22 protein-coding genes are annotated in these 24450 nt (G+C 39.1%); 9 read left to right on the top strand and 13 right to left on the bottom strand.

What is annotated here, in order from left to right; all coding sequences use genetic code 11:
• Window positions 1-30: 30 nt before the first annotated feature.
• From oxyR to rubA, 4 genes are all read right to left on the bottom strand, one after another.
• Window positions 31-936, bottom strand: a complete 906-nt coding sequence (gene oxyR / locus NDN11_RS12545; RefSeq protein WP_167248990.1) for a LysR family transcriptional regulator OxyR — start codon at window positions 934-936, stop codon at window positions 31-33.
• A 6-nt stretch (window positions 937-942) separates the two neighbouring features.
• A complete protein-coding gene (estB, locus tag NDN11_RS12540) occupies window positions 943-1887 on the bottom strand; it encodes an esterase EstB (RefSeq protein WP_167248992.1) in 945 nt (314 codons plus the stop codon).
• Window positions 1888-1971: 84 nt separating this feature from the next.
• Window positions 1972-3153, bottom strand: a complete 1182-nt coding sequence (gene rubB / locus NDN11_RS12535; RefSeq protein ID WP_167248994.1) for a rubredoxin reductase RubB — start codon at window positions 3151-3153, stop codon at window positions 1972-1974.
• An 83-nt stretch (window positions 3154-3236) separates the two neighbouring features.
• On the bottom strand, window positions 3237-3401 hold the full coding sequence (gene rubA, locus NDN11_RS12530; RefSeq protein WP_000760495.1) for a rubredoxin RubA: 165 nt from the start codon (window positions 3399-3401) through the stop codon (window positions 3237-3239).
• 348 nt (window positions 3402-3749) lie between these two features.
• Between rubA and NDN11_RS12525 the strand changes: the two genes are divergently transcribed.
• The gene (locus NDN11_RS12525; RefSeq protein WP_167248997.1) at window positions 3750-4187 is read left to right on the top strand and encodes an SRPBCC family protein; all 438 of its coding nucleotides are present in this window, start codon (window positions 3750-3752) and stop codon (window positions 4185-4187) included.
• A 159-nt stretch (window positions 4188-4346) separates the two neighbouring features.
• A complete protein-coding gene (gene lysS, locus NDN11_RS12520) occupies window positions 4347-5873 on the top strand; it encodes a lysine--tRNA ligase (protein WP_005183758.1) in 1527 nt (508 codons plus the stop codon).
• Window positions 5874-5928: 55 nt separating this feature from the next.
• Here the strand turns inward: lysS and NDN11_RS12515 are convergent, their stop codons facing one another.
• On the bottom strand, window positions 5929-6423 hold the full coding sequence (locus NDN11_RS12515) for a DUF2059 domain-containing protein (protein WP_251109826.1): 495 nt from the start codon (window positions 6421-6423) through the stop codon (window positions 5929-5931).
• Window positions 6424-6590: 167 nt separating this feature from the next.
• Here NDN11_RS12515 and NDN11_RS12510 point away from each other — a divergent pair, with 167 nt between their 5' ends.
• The 3 genes from NDN11_RS12510 to cysN all read left to right on the top strand — a co-directional run bounded on the left by NDN11_RS12510 (window position 6591) and on the right by cysN (window position 10967).
• A complete protein-coding gene (locus NDN11_RS12510) occupies window positions 6591-8036 on the top strand; it encodes a capsule assembly Wzi family protein (protein ID WP_251109825.1) in 1446 nt (481 codons plus the stop codon).
• A 325-nt stretch (window positions 8037-8361) separates the two neighbouring features.
• Window positions 8362-9270: a sulfate adenylyltransferase subunit CysD gene (gene cysD / locus NDN11_RS12505; protein ID WP_167249003.1), complete on the top strand. Its 909-nt coding sequence runs from the start codon at window positions 8362-8364 to the stop codon at window positions 9268-9270.
• An 83-nt stretch (window positions 9271-9353) separates the two neighbouring features.
• Complete coding sequence (cysN, locus tag NDN11_RS12500; RefSeq protein ID WP_251109824.1) at window positions 9354-10967, top strand: sulfate adenylyltransferase subunit CysN; 1614 nt, start codon at window positions 9354-9356, stop codon at window positions 10965-10967.
• Between the two features lie 174 nt (window positions 10968-11141).
• Here the strand turns inward: cysN and NDN11_RS12495 are convergent, their stop codons facing one another.
• Window positions 11142-12041 (bottom strand): DMT family transporter, encoded by a 900-nt coding sequence (locus NDN11_RS12495; protein WP_251109823.1) that lies wholly within the window; start codon window positions 12039-12041, stop codon window positions 11142-11144.
• Between the two features lie 146 nt (window positions 12042-12187).
• Window positions 12188-12745 carry a DUF2239 family protein gene (locus NDN11_RS12490; protein WP_251109822.1) on the bottom strand — a complete coding sequence of 186 codons (558 nt, stop codon included), beginning with the start codon at window positions 12743-12745 and terminating at the stop codon, window positions 12188-12190.
• Between the two features lie 205 nt (window positions 12746-12950).
• Here NDN11_RS12490 and NDN11_RS12485 point away from each other — a divergent pair, with 205 nt between their 5' ends.
• Both NDN11_RS12485 and NDN11_RS12480 read left to right on the top strand, forming a co-directional pair.
• A complete protein-coding gene (locus NDN11_RS12485) occupies window positions 12951-13466 on the top strand; it encodes a hypothetical protein (RefSeq protein WP_251109821.1) in 516 nt (171 codons plus the stop codon).
• Between the two features lie 66 nt (window positions 13467-13532).
• Window positions 13533-13796 carry a ribosomal protein L7/L12 gene (locus NDN11_RS12480; protein ID WP_251109820.1) on the top strand — a complete coding sequence of 88 codons (264 nt, stop codon included), beginning with the start codon at window positions 13533-13535 and terminating at the stop codon, window positions 13794-13796.
• 37 nt (window positions 13797-13833) lie between these two features.
• Here NDN11_RS12480 and paeA read toward each other — a convergent pair whose 3' ends face one another.
• Window positions 13834-15162, bottom strand: a complete 1329-nt coding sequence (gene paeA, locus NDN11_RS12475; RefSeq protein ID WP_167249015.1) for a polyamine export protein PaeA — start codon at window positions 15160-15162, stop codon at window positions 13834-13836.
• 201 nt (window positions 15163-15363) lie between these two features.
• A complete protein-coding gene (locus tag NDN11_RS12470) occupies window positions 15364-16365 on the bottom strand; it encodes a LysR family transcriptional regulator (RefSeq protein WP_004808464.1) in 1002 nt (333 codons plus the stop codon).
• 530 nt (window positions 16366-16895) lie between these two features.
• Here NDN11_RS12470 and NDN11_RS12465 point away from each other — a divergent pair.
• Window positions 16896-18500, top strand: a complete 1605-nt coding sequence (locus NDN11_RS12465) for an isocitrate lyase (RefSeq protein WP_251109819.1) — start codon at window positions 16896-16898, stop codon at window positions 18498-18500.
• 314 nt (window positions 18501-18814) lie between these two features.
• On the opposite strand, the gene sodB is transcribed toward NDN11_RS12465, so the two are convergent.
• The 3 genes from sodB to NDN11_RS12450 form a co-directional block, all read right to left on the bottom strand.
• Window positions 18815-19441: a superoxide dismutase SodB gene (sodB, locus tag NDN11_RS12460; protein ID WP_004652711.1), complete on the bottom strand. Its 627-nt coding sequence runs from the start codon at window positions 19439-19441 to the stop codon at window positions 18815-18817.
• Window positions 19442-19668: 227 nt separating this feature from the next.
• Window positions 19669-20292 carry a superoxide dismutase gene (locus tag NDN11_RS12455; RefSeq protein ID WP_167249019.1) on the bottom strand — a complete coding sequence of 208 codons (624 nt, stop codon included), beginning with the start codon at window positions 20290-20292 and terminating at the stop codon, window positions 19669-19671.
• Between the two features lie 350 nt (window positions 20293-20642).
• Entirely contained in the window at window positions 20643-21401 is a 759-nt protein-coding gene (locus NDN11_RS12450; RefSeq protein WP_251109818.1) for a Nif3-like dinuclear metal center hexameric protein, read from the bottom strand.
• Between the two features lie 187 nt (window positions 21402-21588).
• On the opposite strand from NDN11_RS12450, the gene NDN11_RS12445 reads away from it, so the two are divergent.
• On the top strand, window positions 21589-22773 hold the full coding sequence (locus NDN11_RS12445; protein WP_251109817.1) for a trypsin-like peptidase domain-containing protein: 1185 nt from the start codon (window positions 21589-21591) through the stop codon (window positions 22771-22773).
• A gap of 329 nt (window positions 22774-23102) precedes the next feature.
• On the opposite strand, the gene NDN11_RS12440 is transcribed toward NDN11_RS12445, so the two are convergent.
• A complete protein-coding gene (locus NDN11_RS12440; RefSeq protein WP_251109816.1) occupies window positions 23103-24317 on the bottom strand; it encodes an MFS transporter in 1215 nt (404 codons plus the stop codon).
• Window positions 24318-24450: the final 133 nt, after the last annotated feature.

Raw genomic sequence — 24450 nt, 5'->3', positions numbered from 1 at the left:
GTAATTCAAATCGAATTACAGGCTTTTTTATTACGATAAATGAGCTGTGATTTTTTGCAGAATTTGCAAGATCACATCAAACTCGCTTTGTAATGGTGTGCTTTTACGGGTCACTAAAGCCAGTGTGCGGCTTGGTGCAGCTTCAATTGCTTTTACATCAATATCTTCATTGAAATGAATCATGCTATTTTTAAGCGCGATCTCAGGTAAAAGAGTAAAGCCTAAATCAGACGATACCATTTCAACCAGCGTTGGTAATGAACTTGCTTTTAAGCGATGATCATTTTTACGCTCACCCACAGGGCAGGCGCTTAAAGCATGGTCACGTAAGCAATGTCCTTCCTCGAGTAACATTAAACGAGATAAATCTAAATCATCTAATGAGTTGGCATTGGCAGCATTGGTATCTTTCTTGTTATAAACAAGGAAGAGGTTCTCTTTGGCAATTTCTGAAACTTTTAGACTGCGCGTATCAAACGGAAGCGCAAGTACAATCATGTCTAAATTACCATGTTCCAACTTCTCTACAATCTTTTCGCTTTGCGCTTCATGTAAATGTAGTTGGATTTTTGGCAATTGCTGATGAACTTCATCTAAGAGTTGAGTCAGAATGAAAGGTGCAATTGTTGGAATAATACCGAGATGTAAATCACCTGTTAATGGTTCACTCATCTCTCGACTTAAACGCATCAGGTCTTGTGCATCAGCAAGCAACACTCGTGCTCGCGCCACCACTTGCTCACCTAATGGGGTTAAACGGACGTTTTGACGATCACGCTCAACTAAGACGCCACCTAATAAACGCTCTAATTCCATGATGCCACCAGACAATGTTGACTGGGTGACAAAGGAACGACGCGCTGCTTCAGTAAAATGTAAAGTTTCTGACAACGTAACTAAATATGATAGCTGTCTTAATGAGGGTAATGCAGCCATAGAGTCCTAGTGTGATGATCTAAAGTGGTGAGCGAACAAACCACTAAGTTGTGGAATGAAATGTGCAGGAATATCATGCCCCATTCCTTGAATTAATTCAAACTTAGCACCAGAAATTGCTTTTGCAACAGCTTTCCCGTGACTCGGTGGTAACAGGCGATCTTTTGAACCGTGTACAACCAAAGTCGGCTGAGTAATCGTCTTGTTCAATGGTAACAAAGAACCTGTACATAATATTGCTAAAAATTGTTGAAGTACACCCGCTGGATAAAAACTACGTCGATATAATTTGCGGATGGTTTGAATTGATTCGACTGGATTGACATAACCAGGCGAACCGATAATACGGAAAACATTTAAACTGTGATTAATAATTGTTTCTTCATCATGCCCTTCAGGTTTACCTAATAAACTGAAAAGCTGCTTTGGAAAAGGCGGAGGTAAAAACGGTTGATTGTTACTCGTAAATAGCAAACCGATTTTTTCTACTTTTTCTGGATATTTCGCAGCAACAATCTGTGAAATCATTCCGCCCATTGAGGCACCAATAATATAGGCTTTCTCAATACCTAATTGATCAATCAGCATCGCCACGTCATCGGCCATATCATATAAGGTATAAGGTGCACCTTCATTGCGAAGACCGAACATGAAGCGGCTCATTAGTTTCATGGTATTGAGCCGTTTGCCTTTATTCCGAATTTTTGAAGATAAACCAATATCACGATTATCAAAGCGAACTACACGGAAACCTTGATCGATTAATGCCTTACAGAAAAAATCAGGCCAAAACAGCATTTGTGCACCTAAACCCATGATCAATAAGATGGTTGGATGCTCAGGATTCCCGCCCATTTCAACATGTAGTTCAATGCCATTGCCCAAAGTAACTTTGGTTTCCTGCATAAAAGAAGCATATGGTGACACGTTAAATTGGAGGGCACTGTTCATGATCTTCGTTCCAAATTGAATTCTTCTTATTGCGTAGAGAGTTTGGAGGAAATTCTTTTCTCAACAAACTCTCGTATTTAAACCTTAAACTTGCGCTGGAATCAAGTCTGGAACCAGCTTGGTGAGCGTTAAACGTTGTTTTCCTGCAGTTGCGCCTAACAGTACAAAACCTCTCAAGGTTCCTTCACCATCAGCCGCTTTGGCAAGCATACCGTCATCAAACTCTTCAGTTTCCCAGTTCACATCCACATTAAGCGGTGCAGGTAAAACCGTCAATGGCGCAGCAGGTGTTTTTACTGCAACTGGCATAGCAGGGTAGTGTACCGCTGTGCTTTGACCACTGAGCGTTTTTGCTAAAGCGCGTGCTTGCTGCATAATTGGCATCACATATGGCAATAAAGTGCCATTCACTTCTGCGCAGTCACCGACGGCATAGATATCCGCTTGATTGGTTTCTAAAAGGGTGTTGGTAATAATGCCACGACTGGTTTGAATGTCTGCTGCTTTTGCTAAAGAAATATTCGGTTGTAAGCCAATTGCAGAAAGCACAATATCAGCGACCAGTGTTTTACCATTAGCTAAGGTGACTTCGTAGTCTTCACCATTATTAATCTTGGTTACTTTTTCCACGGTGGTGGAGAGTGCAAATTTAATGCCTGCTTGTTCTAAATTAGTCTTAAAGGCTTCAGCGACATGGTTTGGCAATAAGCGACCGAGTGGCTGAGGGGCTAAGTCAATCACAGTAACGTCATATTGGCTATGCAATAAGTCATTGGCAAATTCACAGCCAATCAGACCTGCACCAAGAATAACCACGCGTTTGTCTTTACGCTTGGCAAGATTTTCACGGAAGATACGATAGTCGACCAATGAGTTCACGACATGAATGTCATCACTACCATCACCAGCAATCGCTAAACGGATAGGGTTTGCACCGACAGCCAATACTAACTTTGAATAAGGTTGAGTAATTGTTTGCCCATTTTTTTCTAATGTAAGCTCATGGCTTTCGGCATTGATTGCTTTCACCCATGTGTCTGCATCAATGCGCATATTCAATTGAGTTGCCATCTTTGTCGCATCGCCTAAAGCGATTTGTTCTGGTGCTTTATTCCCTGCAAAGGCATTAGATAATGTTGGTTTTGCATAATTTACCGCATCATCTGCACAGATCATAACCAGTTCTTGTTCAGGACTTAGTTTACGAAACTCTCGTGCTACGGTGTAACCTGCCATGCCCGATCCGATGATAACGATAGGATGCATTCTATTCTCCAGTATTTTCTTATTTAAAAACAAACAATAGCAAAAAAAAGACCATGATCATTGTCACGGCCTTCTCGATCTATTTAGATTTCAATCATTTCAAAATCAGCTTTTGAAACGCCGCAATCTGGGCAAGTCCAATCATCTGGGATGTCTTCCCATTTGGTCCCTGCTGCAATGCCGTCTTGTGGCCAACCTTCTGCTTCGTCGTAAATCCAACCACAAACGATACATTGATATTTTTTCATGTGACTCTCCAAACTGATAGGTATGTTCAAGTTGCCTTTCAGTAAAACTATTCCGTAATGTCGCTATGATCGCTGCAATAGGAACTAACTTATGCTAATCGGGAGTTAGATTTTTACGCAGAACGACATTTAAGTAAAGTAAATGCAAGAGTTTAATCATTTATTCAAAAAGTGATATGGCAATTCTATCTGAAAGTATTGTTATTTGAGCAATTACTCTAATTTTTTGTAAAAATATAACGCTTATACAATTAAAAAAAGCCGAAATGTATAAATATAGTGTGTATAAAAAACAAACATTCAGAATCAAGATATGATGATGAAAACAATGATCAAGGAGAATAAAACATGGAAACCTTATCTTATAATATAAAAATTTATGCAACCCCTGAGAAAGTTTGGGAAGTTCTGTGGACACCAGAAAGCTATCAAGCATGGACAAAATTCTTTGCCTGCGATTCGACTATGACCACGGATTGGAAAGTGGGTGGTAAAACCTATTTCGGAGATGGCAAAGGCAATGGCATGATCTCTACCATTGAAAGCATAGATGAACCCAAAGAGATTGTTTTTAAGCATCTTGGGATGATTGAGAACGGCAAGGAGGATCTAGAAAGTGAGGCTGTAAAGTCTTGGGCAGGTGCTTTGGAAAAATATATGCTGTTTGATTTTAATGGTGAAACGCAATTACATGTGGAGGTCGATATTCAACCAGAGCATGTAGAGTTTATGAATAAAGGCTTCGATCAGGGACTTGCTATGGTGAAGCATTTAGCTGAGAAATAAGTTATTGCGAAACGATTCTTTAGCGGACAATTGCTGCGTTATCTCGATTCAAAAATGGATCAATCTTGATTTTTTTGAATTGTCTGGTTGAAACAATACGAAAATGAGTTGTGATCTGCTATTCTATGTCACTTCATTTTTTACTTAATCGAGGCAGAGATGACGCAACAAAACGCTCAATCGACTTCTGAACAAACACTTTCCGAAAACGATTTAATCGCACAGCGTCATGCCAAATTAAAGCAAATTCAAGAGACTGCAAAACAAACGGGTAAGAGCCCGTGGCCAAACACGTTTAAACGTGAGCACTATGCAGCTGATTTGCAAGAACAGTTTAAAGATCAAGATAAGGCGCAAATAGAAGGCGCTGAAAAAGTTTATGTAAAAGTTGCTGGCCGAGTGATGTTGAACCGTGGATCATTTATGGTGATCCAAGATATGACAGGTCGTATCCAACTTTATGTTGACCGTAAAGGTTTGCCAGCTGATATTTTAGAAACCATTAAAAGTTTAGACCTTGGCGATATCATCGCTGCTGAAGGTTATATTGGACGTTCGGGTAAGGGCGATTTATATGTACACCTTGAAGGTTTTGAATTACTGACCAAATCACTTCGTCCACTTCCAGATAAATTCCATGGTTTAACCGATACAGAAGCTAAATATCGTAAACGTTATTTAGATTTGATCGTAAATGAAGAAACACGTAAAACCTTTGAAATTCGTGCCCAAGTGGTTGCAGGTATTCGTGCTTTCTTGACCAACGAGCGTTTCATGGAAGTTGAAACACCAATGATGCATGTGATTCCTGGTGGTGCATCTGCCAAGCCATTCGTAACGCATCATAATGCTTTGGACATGGAGCTTTATTTACGTGTTGCACCAGAACTCTATTTAAAACGTCTTGTTGTGGGTGGTTTTGAGCGTGTGTTTGAAATTAACCGTAACTTCCGTAATGAAGGGGTTTCAACACGTCACAACCCTGAATTCACTATGATTGAATTCTATCAAGCCTATGCTGATTATAAAGACTTGATGGTATTGACTGAAAACATGCTTGAAAAATTGGCAGTTGATATCTTGGGTTCTACTGATGTGCCTTATGGTGACGAAGTCTATAGCTTCAAAGGCCCGTTCAAGAAAATCTCAATGTTTGATGCAATTCTTGAGAATAATCCAGACTTCACACCTGAAAATGTCAATGATCGCGAATTCTTGGCGAAATTTACCAAAGACGTTTTAAAAGAGCAGGTGAAACCAGGTTTTGGTTTAGGCAAATTACAAACCATCGTATTTGAAGAAACCGTAGAAACTAAACTGCGTCAGCCGACGTTCATTACTGAATATCCAGCTGAAACTTCACCACTTGCTCGTCGTAATGATGATAATCCACATATTACCGATCGTTTCGAGTTCTTTATCGGTGGTCGTGAGTTGGCAAATGGTTTCTCTGAGTTAAATGACCCGATTGATCAGGCTGAGCGTTTCCAAGCACAGGTTGCAGAAAAAGATGCTGGTGATGATGAAGCAATGCATTACGACGCTGACTTTATCGAAGCGTTGGAATACGGTTTACCACCGACAGCAGGTCAGGGCATCGGTATTGATCGTTTGGTGATGCTATTCGCGAATGCAGCAAGTATTCGTGATGTATTGTTATTCCCTCATATGCGCCGTAAAGATTAATTCTTTGATTAATAAAAAAAGCCACTTTAAAAGTGGCTTTTTTTATGTTGACTGATTATTCTGCTTGCATATCTTTTTCTAATTTATCAGCAGCTTGCATAATTTTAGGTGTAATGGCATCCATTTGTTTGTAGCCCACTTGCATACTTTTTTGCATGACAATTGGCATTTTATCAATAGTCGATTGTCCTACAGGCGTTTTATAAAATTTAATCATACCGTCGATTTCTTCTTGGTTAAACTCTTCAGCATAGATTTTAATCATTTCAGGTTCTAATTTTGCCCAGGTTAATTCTTCTTGCATAATTTTGCTGAGTTCCTGAGTGTAGTTAACAACTGCAAGCTCCTGTTTGGTTGTTAATTTTCTCCCTTGAGTGATTTTTTCTATACTTGAATGCATCAGAGTATTTATCTGCTGGCTTCTTTGGCCAAGAAGTTGTTCTGACTTGGTAATCTTTAATAATTCTTTGACAGATTCTTTTGATGCAGGTTGAGCAAAAGCAGGGATGGAAATTGCCATCATGATAAATATCGCAATAATTTCTTTCATTATTTGATTTCAGTGGTGTTGTCGATGAATTAAATGTTACTGACTGGCATCAATTATTGTCAATTTATCGTGCATGTTAAAAAATGTAATTGTTTCGTTTGACGATTGAAAACTACTCATAAACCAACGATCATGTGACCATAAATAAATTTGAGAACAGTTTGGATATGTTTTTAAAAAAATCGCTTTATATCGCATTATTCGCTTCTCTTTCTTTCCCAGTATTTGCACAGGGTCTTGTGCTCAATGATGAAAATTTAAGAACTGATCTGAATTGGCTCAACCAACAAGGCGTGATTCAGATCAGTACTTCAACTTGGCCAATGAGCGGTGATGAAATTCAACGTGCATTGTCTCAAGCAAAGATTAGTAATAATACGCAGCAAAAAGTTGTGAATTCTATTGTAAATGCCTTACAAGCAGACAATGCAACTGTGAAAGTTGGCTTGCATGCTGGAACAGATCTAAAGACTGTCCCTCAAGCATTTGGTGATAATCAGAAATCTCAATACCAAGCTGCAGTTGAGTTGAATGCAGGGGGCGAAAATTGGGATGCTAAACTGCGTGTGAATGGCGAAAAAGATCCATTGATTGATAATGGGCATGATGCAAATGTTGAAGGTTCATATATTGCAGGCAAGCTTTGGAATCAGTGGGTGATTGCGGGTCAGATTCCTACTTATTGGGGACCTGGACATGATGGCAGTTTGATCCGTGGTGATACAAGTCGTCCAGTCTATGGTGTGACCGCACAACGTGCAGTGCAAAATGCATTTGAAACAAAATGGCTCTCTTGGATTGGTCCTTGGCAATATCAAGCTTTTGCTGGGCAACTAGATGACTATAAAGCGGTGCCAGACGCTAAATTAATTGGTTTGCGCTTAACAGCTCGTCCATTCCCAGCTTTAGAGGTTGGTGCTTCACGTGCAATTCAATGGGGTGGTGACGGACGACCAGAAAGTCTAAGCTCACTTTGGGATGCCTTCACTGGAACCAAAGATAATGGCGGTACAGGAAAAGCTGATCCATCTAACCAGATTGCAGGTTTTGATGGTCGATTGTTCTTACAACCATTATTTAATGTGCCTGTGAGTTTATATGGGCAGTTTGTTGGTGAGGACGAAGCAGGCGGCTTACCTGCAAAATATATGTACCTTGGTGGTGCTGATTTTTCATCAAGTTATAGAAATATGCCATACCAGCTTTATGCTGAATGGGCGGACACGCGTACCAATGGTGAAGTAAGAAAAATTTCTTATACCCACACGATTTATAAAGATGGTTATTACCAACATGGTTTTCCCCTAGGACATGCGATAGGTGGTGATGGTCAGATGTACTCTGTGGGTGGCGATATTCGTTTTGATGTGATGAATCGTTTAAATGGACGTGTGATTTATGCCAAAGTGAATCAATCTGACTTGGTAGTTAATGCAGCATTTCCAAAACAAGATACCGTAAAAGGTCTTGATTTAACTTGGACGCATTATTTAAAACCAACAATTCCATTAAAAGTGAATGGTTGGGTCAGTGACTCTGATTTAAATGGAAGTGATGGCGGTGTTTCAGTGGGGGTTGAGATCCCATTAGAACGCAATATGTTCCGTTTCTAAGCTAAATGTTTTCTAGTAAAAAGAAGTCTTTTTAGGCTTCTTTTTTTAATTTTATTCATGTGAAAATAAATGTATTGTTATTCCTGAATCTTATTTTCATATCATAATTTTGCATATTGATATGAAAAAACAAGCTAAAGAACTGAATCTAAATTATTATAATGAATAACCTTTACTCAGCAGCAAATTCTACTGCAAGTAAGAATATCGATATCATGAAAAATTGGAGTTGTTATGGCACTCGTTCCTCCACACAGTCTTCAAAGTGGTGGTTTAATACCGCTTATAGATTTTATGGATAGCATGGATAAGGAGGAAATTGTACATGACTGAAAATAGATTGACTCACCTCAAGCAACTTGAGGCAGAAAGTATTCATATTATTCGTGAAGTTGCAGCTGAATTTGAAAATCCTGTGATGCTTTACTCGATTGGTAAAGATTCAGCAGTAATGTTGCATTTGGCATTAAAAGCATTCTATCCAGCGAAACTCCCATTCCCGCTACTGCATGTAGATACGGGTTGGAAGTTTAAAGATATGATTGCTTTCCGTGACAACATGGCAAAAACCCATGGCTTCGATCTGATCGTACATCAAAATGTAGAAGGTCGTGATGCTGGAATTAATCCGTTTGATCACGGCAGTTCAAAATATACTGACATTATGAAAACCCAAGGTTTAAAACAAGCTTTGGATAAGTATCAGTTCGATGCTGCTTTTGGTGGTGCGCGCCGTGACGAAGAAAAGTCGCGTGCCAAAGAGCGTGTGTATTCATTCCGTGATAATAAACATCGTTGGGACCCTAAGAACCAACGCCCAGAACTTTGGAATCTTTATAACGGTAAAGTGAACAAAGGCGAAAGTATTCGTGTATTCCCATTGTCGAACTGGACTGAGTTAGATATCTGGCAATATATCTATTTGGAAAATATTCAACTTGTTCCGCTCTATTTCTCTGCAGTTCGACCTGTGGTTGAACGGAGTGGTACGTTGATCATGGTGGATGATGAACGTATGCGCTTAAAAGAAGGTGAAGTTCCACAAATGAAATCGGTACGTTTCCGTACACTTGGTTGTTACCCGTTAACTGGTGCAGTTGAGTCTGAAGCAGATACCTTGCCTGAAATTATCCAAGAAATGCTTTTAGCAACAAGCTCAGAGCGTCAGGGTCGTATGATTGACCATGATGAAGCTGGCTCGATGGAAAAGAAAAAGCAGGAAGGTTATTTCTAATTTCCTTAAGCAAGTCCCTCTTTTTAAAGAGGGATTTAGGGAGATTAAAACTGATTTCTAAAGAATATGTGGAGTTTTGAGCAATGTCTCATCAATCAGATCTTATTAGCCAAGACATCTTGGGATATTTAAAACAGCATGAACAAAAAGATTTATTGCGCTTTTTAACGTGCGGTAACGTCGATGATGGTAAAAGCACCTTAATTGGTCGCTTACTTTATGATTCAAAATTGATTTATGAAGATCAATTGCAAGCGGTGACTCGTGACAGTAAGAAAGTGGGTACTACAGGTGATGCACCTGATCTTGCTTTACTGGTTGATGGCTTACAGGCTGAACGTGAGCAGGGTATTACGATTGATGTGGCTTATCGCTATTTCTCAACAGAAAAACGTAAGTTCATCATTGCCGATACCCCTGGACATGAACAATACACGCGTAACATGGCGACGGGTGCATCCACTGCCGATCTTGCGATTATTTTGATTGATGCACGTTATGGTGTGCAAACTCAAACTCGTCGTCATTCATTTATCGCAAGTCTATTGGGTATTAAAAATATCGTTGTTGCGATTAACAAGATGGACTTGGTTGAGTTCTCGGAAGCACGTTTCAATGAAATCCAAGTTGAATATGATGCCTTCGTGAGTCAACTTGGTGATCGTCGTCCTGAAAATATTGTGTTCGTACCGATTTCGGCATTGAATGGTGACAACGTTGTTAATCCATCTGCAAGTACGCCATGGTACAAGGGTCAAACCTTGATGAGCCTTCTTGAATCAGTGGAAATTAAACGTGAATCAAATAAGCGTGAATTCCGTTTCCCTGTTCAATATGTGAATCGTCCAAACCTCGATTTCCGTGGTTTCGCAGGTACGATTGCGCTTGGTCAAGTGTATGTTGGTGATGAAATTATTGCCTTGCCATCTGGTAAAAAATCAACAGTTAAAGAAATCGTAACTTTTGATGGCAACCTAGAGCAGGCCGTTGCAGGTCAAGCTGTCACTTTAACTTTAAACGATGAAATTGATATTTCTCGTGGTAACGTTTTGGTCCGTGCAGGCGAGCAACCTTTGATTTCACGTAGTGTACGTGCATCAGTGGTCTGGATGAATGAGCACCCGCTGGTAAAAGGCAAACTGTACAACGTAAAAATTGGGACTCAAACTGTTCCAGCTAAAGTCACTGCAATTAATTTCCGTGTCAATGTGAACACGTTGGAACATACGCAAGTTGAAGAACTTGAGTTGAATGCAATTGCAGATGTTGTAGTTGAGTTTGATGCGCCAGTAGTGTTTGATCAATATCAAGACAGCCGTTACACAGGTTCATTTATCTTTATTGACCGTCTAAGCAACGTTACCGTGGGAGCAGGGATGGTCGAGGCTGCGGTTGAATGGACTGCACATAGCAATCCTGTGACTGCGGAAGATCGTGCAGCTCGTTTAGGTCAGAAGCCTGCTGTGATTGCTGTTTCTGCATTGTTGATCGAAAAAGCGCAAGCTTTAGAAAGCTTATTGATCCAGCAAGGTGTAGTTGCAATTGCGAAAGCAGATTTAACTGCTGAGCAAATTGCATTATTACGTGAAACAGGTGTTGTGGTTATCACAACGGCTGTTGAAGGTACAGATACCGAGATTGCTGCTGAAACGGTTGAAGAAGCTGCTGAAAAAGTGGTGGAATTAGTTCGTCTTTAATCAACTGAATTGATTTTGTAAGAACCCGCGTAAGCGGGTTTTTTTATTTTAAAAACAATGATGATATTGGTGTATTAAATAGGTTTATTAAGATCAGTAATGTCAATGTCTTTGATCTTGTCATCTTCATTTATGATTTGAAATGAAGTATTGCGGTACTCTTCTCGACTAGTACTATAAGGTATCTTTCGTATGGTCCAAGGCTTGAGAACGATTTGTTTTGGTAGCTTTTCTATACACTAAATAAACGCCACTCAAGATCGCTGCAATTCCAATATAGTCAAAAGTAGAAAGTTGGGTATTAAAAATTATGAAGTCGAGTATTAAAGTCACAAGGGGAACAAGATAGAATAGGCTTGTTGTATTCACCAGATTTCCTGACTGTAATAGTTTATAAAAAATCAGTTGGGCGATCACGGAAACAATGATGCCTTGATATAAGACTGGAATCCAAAAGTCTAAATTCATCTCGAAACTAAATGATTGAAAAGGGATGATTAAGAGAATAAAAATCAAAGAAATTGCATATTGTAGTGGTAAAACATGCCACGGTTTTTCAGAAATTTTCCTTTGTAGAATTACACCAGTCGTAATGCATGCTAAGCATATAACGGAGGCAAGCGTTGCCCACAACGATAATTTATTGACAAACATATTGTTATAAACCAAACAAATAATGCCAAAAAAACTAAGCAGTAGTCCAGTAAGCTTAACTTTGGAGAAACTTTTCTCAGTAAGAAAAAAAGTCAGAATGGGCTGTAATGCAAGGATGGTGGAAAGGAGACCTGGGGAAATTCCAAATTCAAGGGATAAAAAATAAAACAGTGTATAGCCTGTGATTAAAAAGCAACCCGTAAAGATGACATATTTAAAAGAGGTATTCTGCGGGTAAAAAGGCTGTTTTGAAATTACACAGAAGAATAAAATTAATGCTGTAGCAATTAAAAAACGGAAAAACAGAAAAGGGATTGCGTTACCATGATGAAGCCCCCATTTGGTAAAAATGGCAGCACTTCCCCAGAGTAAAACAAATAGACTAATATAAAGGAAACTCTCATTCTTAGGTTTGATCATCTTACTTATCCAATTTTTATATCGTTATTTGAATATCATTTTTTTATGACGGAAAAACTGACATCGCCATGAAATGGCTATAAAAATGCTCTACCGCCTAAGTGGGGTAGAGCAAGTTATTTTAACAAATGATAAAAAGAATGCATTTAAAAAATATGACGTGTTTTTAAGGCTAAATATTCTTTTATATCTTTCGGATAATCTTGAATCATCTTCAAAAATACGTCTCGATCACCTTGATATAAAGCACGTGTTGCTTCTTCGTAATTCGGCATATTGCCTAACATGGCAGACATAAAGCGGTCAGTGGCTTGCTTGGCGAGCATAATATTGCTCTCAGAGGTTGGATCATTCAGTTCTTTATCAATTAATTTACGAATCACTGCAGATGCACTGGCACTCTGTTGATCTAACCAGTCCCAATGTTTTTTTTGTAAGGTAATCTCACGAGAAATGACACCAAGTTTAGGTCTTCCGACTCTTTTAGCTGGCTCAGGTTCGCTATAACGCTGCTGAATCTCTTGTTCTGAACCAGACAAGTCAAAATCTATTTGTTGGCCAGTTTGATCATTAAAAAACAAGATGTTTTCCACTGTTGAAGGAATCAGCTTAAGTTGCAATGCAAGATCAGTAGGGGTGCCACTTGCAATTAAGTTACTGCCAGTGAAAGCAGTATAGGTTGTCTGAATATTCATTTTAATCACATATTTTTATCTGGGTAAAATAATATTATCAGGGTAAAAATAATTTGGCAACTAAATAAGCAAGTAAAGTGTGTTGTCCATCATATCGCTTGTTGGATTAGCGAAATAAAAATAATGAAGATCGCCAAGCATTTTGAATTTTTATTCTGTTTTAAATAGCCTTTTATGAGACAATGTTTTTTTATTTTTGTGTATTAGGACTCCCATGATTGAGCAATCTCCTGAATCTTTAAGCGATATCGAAATTTTAGACATTTTACAGTCTATGAAAAAAGATAAGCTGGATACGGAAGCAAATGAGATTATCCGTAATGGGGGTAAAGCTGGGCGTCAAGAAGCACATAAACAAGCTTTAGTCGTGTTGGGTGAGAGCTTTGAAGAAAAGTTTGTAGAAGCGGTTACATTGGCATTGGGCTTGAACTCAGGCCAAGCAAAAAAAATTCGTTACAAGAAAGACCGTATTCGTATTTTAAAAGTGCGTGGTATTGATTATCTTGCAATCGATGGCGCTGAAACAGCACAGGTCTTGGCTCAGGTTGTACAAGCAATTGGTCGTGAAGATGCAACTGTAACGCACGATTTACATAATATCTTTCCATTCTGGAAAGAAGGCTGGCCAATGGTTCAGTTTGATAATGCTTATAAAATCTTAGCAGAAGACATTGCTATCCACTATCAAGCGGTGCTGGATGAACTGATTTCATTGTATGGTGGAAATTAAGCCACTCTAAAATCTTGCTCTGGTCAATGCGGTTGCCAATAGAAAATAACACGGATTGTTAATTTTATGAATCTACCACCGACGATTCCTGCTGAAGCTTTAGATATGCTGCGTGCAGGGCAGTTGATTGATGCGATTAAGATCACGCGAGAAAAAACAGGTTTAGGTCTCAAAGAGTCTAAAGATCTTATTGATCAGTATCTTCAAGATCATCCACAAGAACAGGCACAGATCCAAGAGCAATTGGCACAGCGTAGTCGTGGAGGGATTAAAGTCTTTATTTTGATCCTATTGATATTTGCTACCGTGATTTGGTTTGTTGTGAAATAAAAAAAGCCCATTTATGGGCTTTTTTTAATTATCAAAATCAATCGTTTTGTGGCGCTGGAGCATCATTTTCTAATGTTGGTAAGATTTGAGTGACCAGTAACTGGTCAATTTTATAGTGGTCAATATCAACAACTTCAAATTTGAAACCCGCATATTCAACCGCATCGGCAGGGCGCGGAATTTTGCGTAAACGATACATGATAAAACCAGCAATCGTTTCATAATTTTCATTATCTGGGAATTCTTCAATGGCTAAGGCGTGTTTCACATCTTCAATTGGTGTACTGCCATCAATCAGCCAAGAATGATTATCACGCTTAATAATCTGCTGCTCTTCATCCATTGGTGTTACCCAGTCACCCATAACCGTAATCATAATATCACTGAGTGTGATCACACCGACGACCAGTGCATACTCATTGATTACAACTGCAAACTTTTCTTTGGTTGAGCGGAAACGGTCTAACAATTCAGACAAAGTCAGCGTATCTGGAATGATGAGTACATTACGAATGATTGATTCATTGAGTTGTGTAAAAGATTGGTTATGTAAAATACGCACCAGAATATCTTTTGCATCAACATAGCCAATCACTTGATCAATATGCTCGCTGCACACTAAAAATTTTGAATAAGGATGATCAGCCAGTTTTTGACGAATACTTTTTTCAGCTTCATCCAAGGTGAAATAAACAATATTTTCTCGTGCGGTCATGCTTGATGGGACGGTACGCTCCTCAAGCTCGAATACATTTTCAATAAAATGATGTTCTTGTTTTTGTAGGACACCAGCTTGGGCACCTGCATTTACGATGGCAGAAATATCATCAAAGGTCATACTATCATCACGTTTGGTATCAATTTTAAAAATTCTAAAAATTGAATTGGCAATGATATTAATGACCCACGCTAAAGGTCGGCATATTTTAATAAAGATAATAATTGGATTGATGACTTTAATTGCTAATTTTTCTGGAAAGATCATGGCCAGACGTTTTGGCATTAAGTCAGCAAACAAGATAAATAAGGAAGTAACTGTTAAAAAAGATAAGCTAAAGCCGATGGTATCTGCCCAAGGTCCTGGATAAAGCTCAGTCGCTAAGTTCTGGAAGTAGGGACGTAATGATGATTCACCGACAATACCACCTAAGATCGCGACAGCATTCACACCGACTTGGGTTGATGCAAAAAAGTCTGCTGAGTTTTCTTGTAACTCAATGACTTTATTTGCTCTTTCCTCACCGCTTTCGGCAATGAGTTTGAGTTTGAGTTTTCGTGATCCAGCAATCGCGATTTCAGATAAGGATAAAAAGAATGAACATGCGACTAGAAGGACTAGAATCATCATGCTTTGGAAAATATCCATACATCACCTATGTTGATAGGACACAGCCTATAAGTTCGCTTATGCAAATAATTGTTTGTTACGCATTATTTCACTCGCTTATTCTGTAAGAGAATATAATCTATCAATAAGTAAAAGAAATAAGTTTTTATTGATATTATTATTAAAACAATCAGCCACACATAAGATATGGCTGAAATTTCATCTTGTTAATGTATCTGTTTAGAAAAAACTATGTGGTAATTGCGAATTGCCATTATTCAACAAATACTCACGATTTTCTTCCTCAATCATTTGACGTGCGACAAACAGGATTAATTGTCTGAGCCAACGATGTGCAGGATGATGATGTAATAACGGACACCAAGCCATTTTTAGTTCAAATTCTGGAATATAGAAAGGAGGATCCTTTATAACCAGTCGTGGATTCTGTGTTTGTAAACGCGCCATACGAGTTGGTAGAGTCGCGATTAAATCTACATTTTGAGCTAATAGCGCTGGCATTTGATAGTGGCGAGTAAAAACAGAGATCTTACGGCGTTGACCGATACGCTCTAAAGCCTGATCAATCCAACCTAACCCAGCTTGTTTTTCTGGATTGACACCAAAGCCAACACCCATACCTGTTTTAGATACCCAAATATGTTGTGCATCTAAATAGCTTTTTAAATTGAGGTGCGTCACTGCAGGGTGTTTATCATTTAAAATACAGCTAAAGCTATCACGCCAGACCAAAACCTGATGGAAACTTTGTGGAATTTCGTTGAAGCGATTAATCGCTAAATCAACTTTACCTTGCTCCATATCACGATAAGACACGTCACTTGGGGTCAAGAAATCCAAGACAACATTTGGTGCTTCTGAACGTAATGCCTTAACCAGACGTGGAACGAGTGTTGCCTCGGCATAATCGGATGTCATAATCCGGAATACACGATTACTGGTATAAGGGCGGAATTCAGTACGTGGCTCAAGGATCATTGAAAGATCAGCTAACGCATCTCGAATACGTGGCTGTAATTCTAATGCACGTTCAGTTGGGGTCATACCCTCTGAAGAGCGAATAAGTAAAGGGTCGTTAAACAGATTACGTAAACGACGTAAAATATTACTCATCGCGGGTTGAGTGACACCCAATTGCTCTGCAGCGCGAGTGACATTTTTTTCACGAAGAAGTACGTCAAGATAAATTAATAAATTGAGATCGACGCGCTCCAGATTCATAAAAAAAATACCGAAAATAAAATCCTTGAATTGCCTTGAATTATGCCATATCCAAAGGGATTTGTGTAACTTAATCCTACATAAAAGCAACAGCTTCAATGCTTATGTTTCAACTTGGCACATTTTGTCGAATTCTTTAATTTTAGCGGCTTTTTATGGCGTAATTTTTTATTCAAATTGAGGCAAAACAGACCTGAAAATTGTCATTTTCTGTAGTTTAGACAACCTAAATTTAGCTTTTTCTGAACTGATGAGTCTAGAAAATGAGTCTGAAATTTGATGGTTGGCTCTAGTTGTGTATTTTATAAGATTAATAAAAACAGTTGTTTGCATTGTGTTTTTTGTATTTTTGAAAAATGGTTATACATATATTTTTTTAGAAAATACTGAAGATTAAGCCAGAATATTGGATAAAACACTTGCCAAAGACTAAGCTGTGATACATGTTGATGAGGTGCTTTAAATCTAGACTAATTAAAATCAGGATTTATTAGCAATCATTCGATGCCAATCCGCAAAAGGAATATATCATGTCTACATATCAAACAGCGATTGATGCAATCCGCGAACTAAAAGCAAAATTCGGCAACACTTGGCGCGATATTAGCCCAGAAGATGCTGCGCGTATGCAAATGCAAAACCAATTCAAAACTGGTTTAGATATTGCTAAATATACAGCTGCGATTATGCGTCGTGATATGGCTGCTTATGATGCTGATTCTAGCAAATATACTCAATCATTAGGTTGCTGGCACGGTTTTATCGCGCAACAAAAAATGATTGCGAACAAAAAATATTTCGGTACAACTGAACGTCGCTATATCTACCTTTCTGGTTGGATGGTTGCTGCACTTCGTTCAGAATTTGGTCCACTTCCTGACCAATCTATGCATGAAAAAACTTCTGTACCTGCTTTGATCGAAGAAATCTACACTTTCTTACGTCAAGCTGATGCGAAAGAACTTAACGATTTATTCCGTGCGCTTAAAAAAGCAAACGAAGCTGGTGATACTGCTAAAGCTGCTGAAATCACTGCTCAAATCGACGGTTTCCAAACTCACGTTGTGCCAATTATTGCGGACATCGACGCTGGTTTCGGTAACGAAGAAGCGACTTACTTACTTGCACGTAAGATGATCGAAGCGGGTGCTTGTGCACTTCAAATCGAAAACCAAGTATCTGACGCGAAACAATGTGGTCACCAAGCTGGTAAAGTAACAGTTCCACACGAAGACTTCATCGCTAAAATCCATGCATTACGTTATGCATTCTTAGAAATGGGTCTTGATGACGGTATCATCGTTGCGCGTACTGACTCTGAAGGCGCTGACTTGACTCAAAAAATCCCAGTGGTTAAAGAGCCAGGCGACATCGCTTCTCAATACATTAGCTACTTAGACACAACTGAAATTGACATCGCTGATGCTCAAGAAGATGAAATCTTGATCAAACGTAATGGTAAATTACACCGTCCTAAGCGTTTAGCTTCTGGTTTATATCAGTTCCGTGCTGACACTCAAATTGATCGTGTTGTACTTGACTGTGTATCTAGCCTTCAAAATGGTGCTGACCTTCTTTGGATCGAAACTGCGACTCCAAACGTAGAAGAAATCGCTCACATGGTTAACCGTGTACGTGAAACTGTTCCAAATGCGAAGCTTGTTTATAACAACAGCCCATCATTCAACTGGACTTTAAACTTCCGTCAACAAGCTTACGACCGTTGGGTTGCTGAAGGTAAAGACGTTTCTGCTTACGACCGTACTAAATTAATGAGCGCTGAGTACGATGCTACTGAATTAGCTGCTGATGCAGACGCTAAGATCCGTACATTCCAAGCAGATGCTGCTCGTGAAGCTGGTGTATTCCATCACTTGATCACACTTCCGACTTACCACACTGCTGCTCTTTCTACTCATGAGCTTGCACAAGGTTACTTCGGTTCTGAAGGTATGTTGGCTTATGTTGCTGGCGTACAACGTAAAGAAATCCGTGGTGGTATTGCTTGTGTTAAACACCAAGCAATGGCGGGTTCTGACATCGGTGATGATCACAAAGAAATCTTCTCTGGTGACAACGCTCTTAAAGCACACGATGATGCTAAAAACACAATGAACCAATTCGCTGCTCACTAAGCACTGAACTAATTCAAAAGAAAACCCTGCGAAAGCAGGGTTTTTTTATTGCTTTAACATACGGCGTTAAGACTGAATCTTTGTTTCAAGAAAACTAATTATGGCCTTTCTGATTATTAGTGATGAGACGCTTTCTATTGAAAAAAATTATTCAATGAGAGTAGGTCTATCTTTATTAATTTAAGAGCGATGTAAAAGAGACTTTATTTAAAAAGAGCAAGTGAATTGAATGGCTGAGTTGAATGATTCCATCAAAATATAAGCATAAAAAAACTGCTCATAAAGAGCAGTTTTTTAGTTTGGGAAATAATAAATTATTTCTCAACACCCGCTGGTTGACCTGCAAGTTTTGCATTTGCATAGTCCCAGTTCACTAAGCTTTCTAAGAAAGTTGCGATGTACTTAGGACGTAAGTTGCGGAAGTCGATGTAGTAAGCGTGTTCCCATACGTCGATTGTTAATACAGCAACTTGACCATGTGCAAGTGGAGTGTCTGCATTGGCAGTTTTAGTAATAGATAATTTACCGTTTACTTCATCAGCAACTAACCAAGCCCAACCTGAACCGAATTGAGTTGTTGCAGCAGCAGTAAATTCCTCTGCAAACTTTTCGTAACTACCAAAAGCTTCTTCAATTTTCGCTGCAATCGCGCCTGTAGGTTTACCACCACCATTTGGCTTCATGCTGTTCCAGTAGAACGTGTGGTTCCATACTTGTGCAGCATTGTTAAAGATACCCGCTTTAGATGCATCACCAGCAGACGCTTTAATGATTTCTTCTAAAGTTTTACCTTCAAGGTCAGTACCTTTGATTAAGTTGTTTAAGTTAACAACATAAGTATTGTGGTGTTTGTCGTGATGGTATTCTAAAGTTTCGCGAGTGATGTGTGGCGCTAAATCATCATAGCCATATGGAAGTGCAGGTAAAGTAATGGTTGTCATGTTTCATTCCTTGCAAATTTGCTGGGTTTTACATTAAGTGCCTTTATTGTAAATGATTCTATAGACAATAGGGCAGTCTTTTAATACACAAAATATGCAAAAAATTTCGTTATGAGACATATACCATACAACAATGATTAGAGTTTTTAGCTCGTTTAGTGAACGTTCTAAAAGACTCTAACCCGTTTTTTCTAGAGATGCTGAGCTAGGTTTAGCTGACGCGAAAATTACTGAGCTTTAGCTTGCAATGCTTGGTGATAACGACGATTGACTTCATTCCAATCCACCACATTATAAAATGCAGCAATATATTCAGGACGACGGTTTTGATACTTTAAATAATATGCATGCTCCCATACATCCAAACCTAAAATAGGTGTATTGCCATGCATAAGAGGTGAGTCCTGGTTACCACTGCTTTCAACCACTAATTTGCGTTCGGGTGTCACACTTAGCCATGCCCAGCCACTACCAAAACGACTAATCGCTGCTTTGGTGAATGCATCTTTAAATGCATCAAAGCCACCAAGCTGCTGATCAATTGCTTCAGCAATATCACCTGTAGGTTCACCACCACCTTGTGGGCTCATGACTGTCCAGAAAAGTGAATGGTTAGCATGTCCGCCACCATTATTTATCACCATATTTTTCAGCTCAGTAGGGACTTCATTTACTTTGGCGACCAGTTCCTCGACAGGAAGTTTTTCCCATTCTGTGCCTTCAATTGCGCCATTAATATTATTGATATACGTCTGATGGTGTTTGCTATGATGAATTTCCATGGTTTTGGTATCAATGTTAGGTTCAAGTGCATCATAAGCATAGGGAAGCGCAGGTAAAGAATAAGCCATGGGTTTGATTCCTTTTGTAATCAATGTGGTTTTATTGCGATGAATTTAAGCGCTTTCATTATTCATTTAAAAGTAAATGATAATCAATATGTTTATCATTTACTTTAATCTTGGTAAAACTAAAGGAAAAATAAATTTTATTTATCATTTGTTTTTTTCGGTCTGGAATTGATTTGCTAACGAAAGAAGGGGAATTTGTTCTGAGTTTAGTTTTATAAGCTCGAAGATACAGCAAGGAGGTTGCATTGATGGCGATGCTAGGGTGAATTTTAAGTTGAAAATGGATTCATTTAAATATTATGAAGAGAAGGAGTGCAAATAATTCCACTCCTTCATATGGTTGACTCGAACTAGATCGGATTGTTGAGTTCGAAATATTCCGTTTTGATTGAAAACTGATGTGCAATTGCTTGCGCCAAACGTTGTACACCATAACGCTCAGTCGCATGATGTCCACATGCAAAATAATGTACGCCGAGTTCCTTCGCTTCATAAAAAGTACGTTCGCTGACTTCACCAGATATATAAGCATCACAATCTGCTTGAGCTGCTTTGGAAATAAAATCTTGCGCACCGCCTGTGCAGAAGCCTACTTTTTTAATTGCAGTTTTATCACTCGGCAAATGAAGCACGTTAAAGTCAAAAATGCTTTGTAATTTTGCTTTAAATTGTTCAGGGCTAAGTGAATCGCCTAAATAGGCAATGTTGCCAATTGGATGCTTTTCGCTTGGATCCAAAGCTTCGAGGTCGTGTAAACCGATCAAATCGGCAATGGCGATGTTATTGCCCAAAGTTGGATGTGCATCCAAAGGTAAATGGTAGGCGACCAGGGAAATATTATTTTGAATGAGTTTCTTGATGCGATTGCCGCGCATGCCTGTAATTGGGTAGGGTTCACCTTTCCAGAAATAGCCATGATGGACCAGTAAGGCATCGGCTTGTTGAGCAATCGCTGCATCAATGGCAGCTTCCGACGCAGTCACAGCACATACAATTTTATTGACTTCAGGCTTGCCTTCAATCTGTAAGCCATTTGGTGCGTAATCTTTAAATTCATTTGTTTTTAAAGTTTGGTTACACCATTGCACAATATCATGCAAATTTGCCATGCGATTCCTCAAAGTTTTACATCTTTTCTAAGTAACCATAAAAACATATTTTTAAATGTAACTAAAGCTAGACAAAACTTTTTTAACTTTTGCATTGATTTTAAGCAATTTACTTTACAATGGTGGAAACTTCCAGTTCTTCAATTAATTAGGTTAATAACATAATTTCGCCTAGAGGATAATAGACGTGCGCCGTGCATTTACATGGTTACCTTGGGTATTACTCATTCTTGTTATATTTAGTTTTCTGGCTTGGCAGAAATCACATCAACCGAAGCCAACGGTGGCTGCTGATGGCGTAAAAATGCCGGCAGAGAAGGTTGAACCACTGATTGATACGACACGTACGGGTGGAGTGGTTTCGTATAGTGCCGCGGTAAAAGTGGCAGCACCGGCTGTGGTGAATATTTTTACCACGCAGAAAGTAAAGCAGATGAATCATCCATTGTTGAATGATCCTGTGTTTCGTGAGTTTTTTGGCAATCAAATGCCACAGCAACCTCAAAACGAAAACAGTTTGGGTTCGGGGGTGATTGTACGTGCAGATGGTTATATCTTGACGAATAATCATGTCATTGCACAAGCTGAGCATATTGTGGTGGCTTTACAAGATGGTCGTCGTGCTGAAGCACAAGTGATTGGTACAGATCCAGATACTGATTTAGCAGTCATTAAGATTGAATTAGACAAATTACCTGTACTGCCATTTAAATTAAGTGGTAATGAAGTGGGCGATGTTGTGCTCGCGATTGGTAATCCATTTGGTGTGGGTCAAACCGTGACACAAGGGATTATCTCAGCAACTGGTCGCTCTGATTTAGGTATTAATACCTATGAAGACTTTATTCAAACCGATGCGGCAATTAACCCGGGTAACTCTGGCGGTGCATTGATTGATGTTGCAGGAAATCTGATCGGTGTGAACACGGCAATCTTCTCGCAATCTGGTGGTTCGTTAGGGATTGGTTTTGCAATTCCTGCGAAGGTTTGTCAGCAAGTACTAAACTCGATTTTGAAAGATGGTCGTGTAGTGCGTGGTTGGTTGGGCATTAGCTTAATTCCAAATAACATCGATGAAGATGTTTTGGCAGCTAAGCCGATTGGTGTGACTGTTGCGGATGTATTACGTGGCGGACCATCTGATACCGCAGGCATCAAGCGTGGCGATAAGATTATTCAAGTGAATAATGAGCAAATTTCATCTGCATCACATCTGATCAATTATGTTGCGTTACAAGCACCAGAAAGTTTAATTGATGTGGTGATTGAGCGTGAAGGTAAACAACAAACCTTACAGGTTAAGGTTGGAGAGCGTAAAGTGCAGCAAAATGCACAATCGCAATATATTCCATTGCCTAAGCGTCAACAGTAGCATCGCTTTGATGATAAATAGGGGCTGCTGATGAGCAGCCTTTATTTATTTGAAGTCATAAAAAAAGCGTGTTGATCGACTGATCAACACGCTTTTTGCATTTTATCGACGTTTTTATTTTTCATTAAAGCATCGAAATTTGATGGTTTGATGACAGAGCTTTGATGTTTATATGACAAAGATTAAGCATGAGCTATCTGCTTTAATGTGCACAAAATGCTTGATTAAAGTACTCAAATAAATCAGGGGTTTGAAACCAGATCAAGATCGAAAGACTCATCAAGCACAGAAGCGTGACAAACAACACCAATTTAAAATGACGCTCTATATTAGTCATGAATCACAGCCTCTTCATTCACGAAAAGATGGATAACAACACCAAAAGCACTCAGTACTAAACAGGCTAACCAAATCATATTGTAGTTGCCTGCAATATCGTGATTCACCCCGCCAAGCCAGCCACCGAAAAAAGACCCGATTTGATGGGTAAAGAAGACTATACCACTGAGCATAGATAAATATTTGACCCCAAACATATTGGCCACAATTCCGTTGGTGAGCGGAACAGTTGAAAGCCAGAGTAGACCCATGATGATCCCAAAACTATAAACGGTCAATGTGCTGAGAGGGAGCAAGAGAAAAGCAATAATTGCAATACCGCGTAATCCATAGAGCAACATGAGTAGCTTTGGTTTCGAATAACGATCACCCAACCAGCCTGCACCATAAGTTCCTATAATATTAAATAGGCCGACTAGTGCTAGGAATATCGTACCTGTTGTGGCATCAAAGCCATGATCTATTAAATAACCAGGCAGGTGTACCCCTAAAAATACGACTTGGAAACCACAGACTAGAAAGCCGAGCGATAACCACCAAAAAGGTTTGTGTTTTCTTGCAATGTGTAAAACCTGTTTAAAGCTTAAACTTGGCTGATTTAGCGCTTTAGGTGGTGTAGAAGAAGGGGATTTCAATAACCAAGCCAAGGGGACAATGAATGCAATAGCAAAAGCACTGACCAGCAATGCAGATGACCAGCCGATACTTTTAAGTAAAAGTAACGTTGATGGCAGCATAATAAACTGTCCAAATGAACCTGCTGCACTGGCAATTCCCATCACCATACTGCGTTTTTCTGGTGGTGCAGCGCGACCTACGGCAGAAAGTAATACAGTAAAAGATGTGGCTGATAAAGCAAGTCCAATAACGAGACCTAAGCTGAGATTTAGTAAAAGACCTGTCGAGCTAAAAGCCATAAGAACTAAGCCGATGGCATAGAGTAAGCCACCCGCTATAACCACTTTTTTAGTACCGTATTTATCTGCGATTGCGCCCGTAAATGGTTGCGCTGCTCCCCAAATCAGATTTTGCATGGCAATAGCAAAACTGAAGATATGGTGGCCCCAGCCAAAACTTTCACTCATTGGAACAAGGTATAGCCCAAAACCATGACGTACACCCAATGAAAGGGCAAGAATCAGCGCACTCCCAATCAGCATCATAATCAAAGTTTTAGAGAAATTTGAATCTTGGTTGTTGTTCATACACTGTCCGTATTTATCCTTTGCTGTAGGGGGCTTTCAGATGATGATTGAACGATATTAAAATAGATTACAACTATAATCTATAATAATATGTATTGGGAATGCTAAAATACTTTCTATCTATAGATGATGA

It is taken from the genome of Acinetobacter sp. C26M, from assembly GCF_023702675.1.
In the GTDB taxonomy this organism is placed as follows: Bacteria; Pseudomonadota; Gammaproteobacteria; order Pseudomonadales; family Moraxellaceae; genus Acinetobacter.
Note: the sequence above shows the minus strand (reverse complement) of the source record. Positions and strands in the feature narration are given on the sequence as shown.

Bases quoted from the DNA above. Each gene is read 5' to 3' on its own strand.
- NDN11_RS12465 (WP_251109819.1), top strand. From the start codon at position 16,896: ATGTCTACATATCAAACAGCGATTGATGCAATCCGCGAACTAAAAGCA.
- NDN11_RS12495 (WP_251109823.1), bottom strand. From the start codon at position 12,041: ATGATCAAACCTAAGAATGAGAGTTTCCTTTATATTAGTCTATTTGTT.
- rubB (WP_167248994.1), bottom strand. From the start codon at position 3,153: ATGCATCCTATCGTTATCATCGGATCGGGCATGGCAGGTTACACCGTA.
- estB (WP_167248992.1), bottom strand. From the start codon at position 1,887: ATGAACAGTGCCCTCCAATTTAACGTGTCACCATATGCTTCTTTTATG.
- NDN11_RS12480 (WP_251109820.1), top strand. From the start codon at position 13,533: ATGAATCTACCACCGACGATTCCTGCTGAAGCTTTAGATATGCTGCGT.
- NDN11_RS12515 (WP_251109826.1), bottom strand. From the start codon at position 6,423: ATGAAAGAAATTATTGCGATATTTATCATGATGGCAATTTCCATCCCT.
- NDN11_RS12455 (WP_167249019.1), bottom strand. From the start codon at position 20,292: ATGGCTTATTCTTTACCTGCGCTTCCCTATGCTTATGATGCACTTGAA.
- cysN (WP_251109824.1), top strand. From the start codon at position 9,354: ATGTCTCATCAATCAGATCTTATTAGCCAAGACATCTTGGGATATTTA.
- lysS (WP_005183758.1), top strand. From the start codon at position 4,347: ATGACGCAACAAAACGCTCAATCGACTTCTGAACAAACACTTTCCGAA.
- oxyR (WP_167248990.1), bottom strand. From the start codon at position 936: ATGGCTGCATTACCCTCATTAAGACAGCTATCATATTTAGTTACGTTG.
- NDN11_RS12450 (WP_251109818.1), bottom strand. From the start codon at position 21,401: ATGGCAAATTTGCATGATATTGTGCAATGGTGTAACCAAACTTTAAAA.
- paeA (WP_167249015.1), bottom strand. From the start codon at position 15,162: ATGGATATTTTCCAAAGCATGATGATTCTAGTCCTTCTAGTCGCATGT.
- cysD (WP_167249003.1), top strand. From the start codon at position 8,362: ATGACTGAAAATAGATTGACTCACCTCAAGCAACTTGAGGCAGAAAGT.
- rubA (WP_000760495.1), bottom strand. From the start codon at position 3,401: ATGAAAAAATATCAATGTATCGTTTGTGGTTGGATTTACGACGAAGCA.
- NDN11_RS12440 (WP_251109816.1), bottom strand. From the start codon at position 24,317: ATGAACAACAACCAAGATTCAAATTTCTCTAAAACTTTGATTATGATG.
- NDN11_RS12470 (WP_004808464.1), bottom strand. From the start codon at position 16,365: ATGAATCTGGAGCGCGTCGATCTCAATTTATTAATTTATCTTGACGTA.
- NDN11_RS12485 (WP_251109821.1), top strand. From the start codon at position 12,951: ATGATTGAGCAATCTCCTGAATCTTTAAGCGATATCGAAATTTTAGAC.
- sodB (WP_004652711.1), bottom strand. From the start codon at position 19,441: ATGACAACCATTACTTTACCTGCACTTCCATATGGCTATGATGATTTA.
- NDN11_RS12525 (WP_167248997.1), top strand. From the start codon at position 3,750: ATGGAAACCTTATCTTATAATATAAAAATTTATGCAACCCCTGAGAAA.
- NDN11_RS12510 (WP_251109825.1), top strand. From the start codon at position 6,591: ATGTTTTTAAAAAAATCGCTTTATATCGCATTATTCGCTTCTCTTTCT.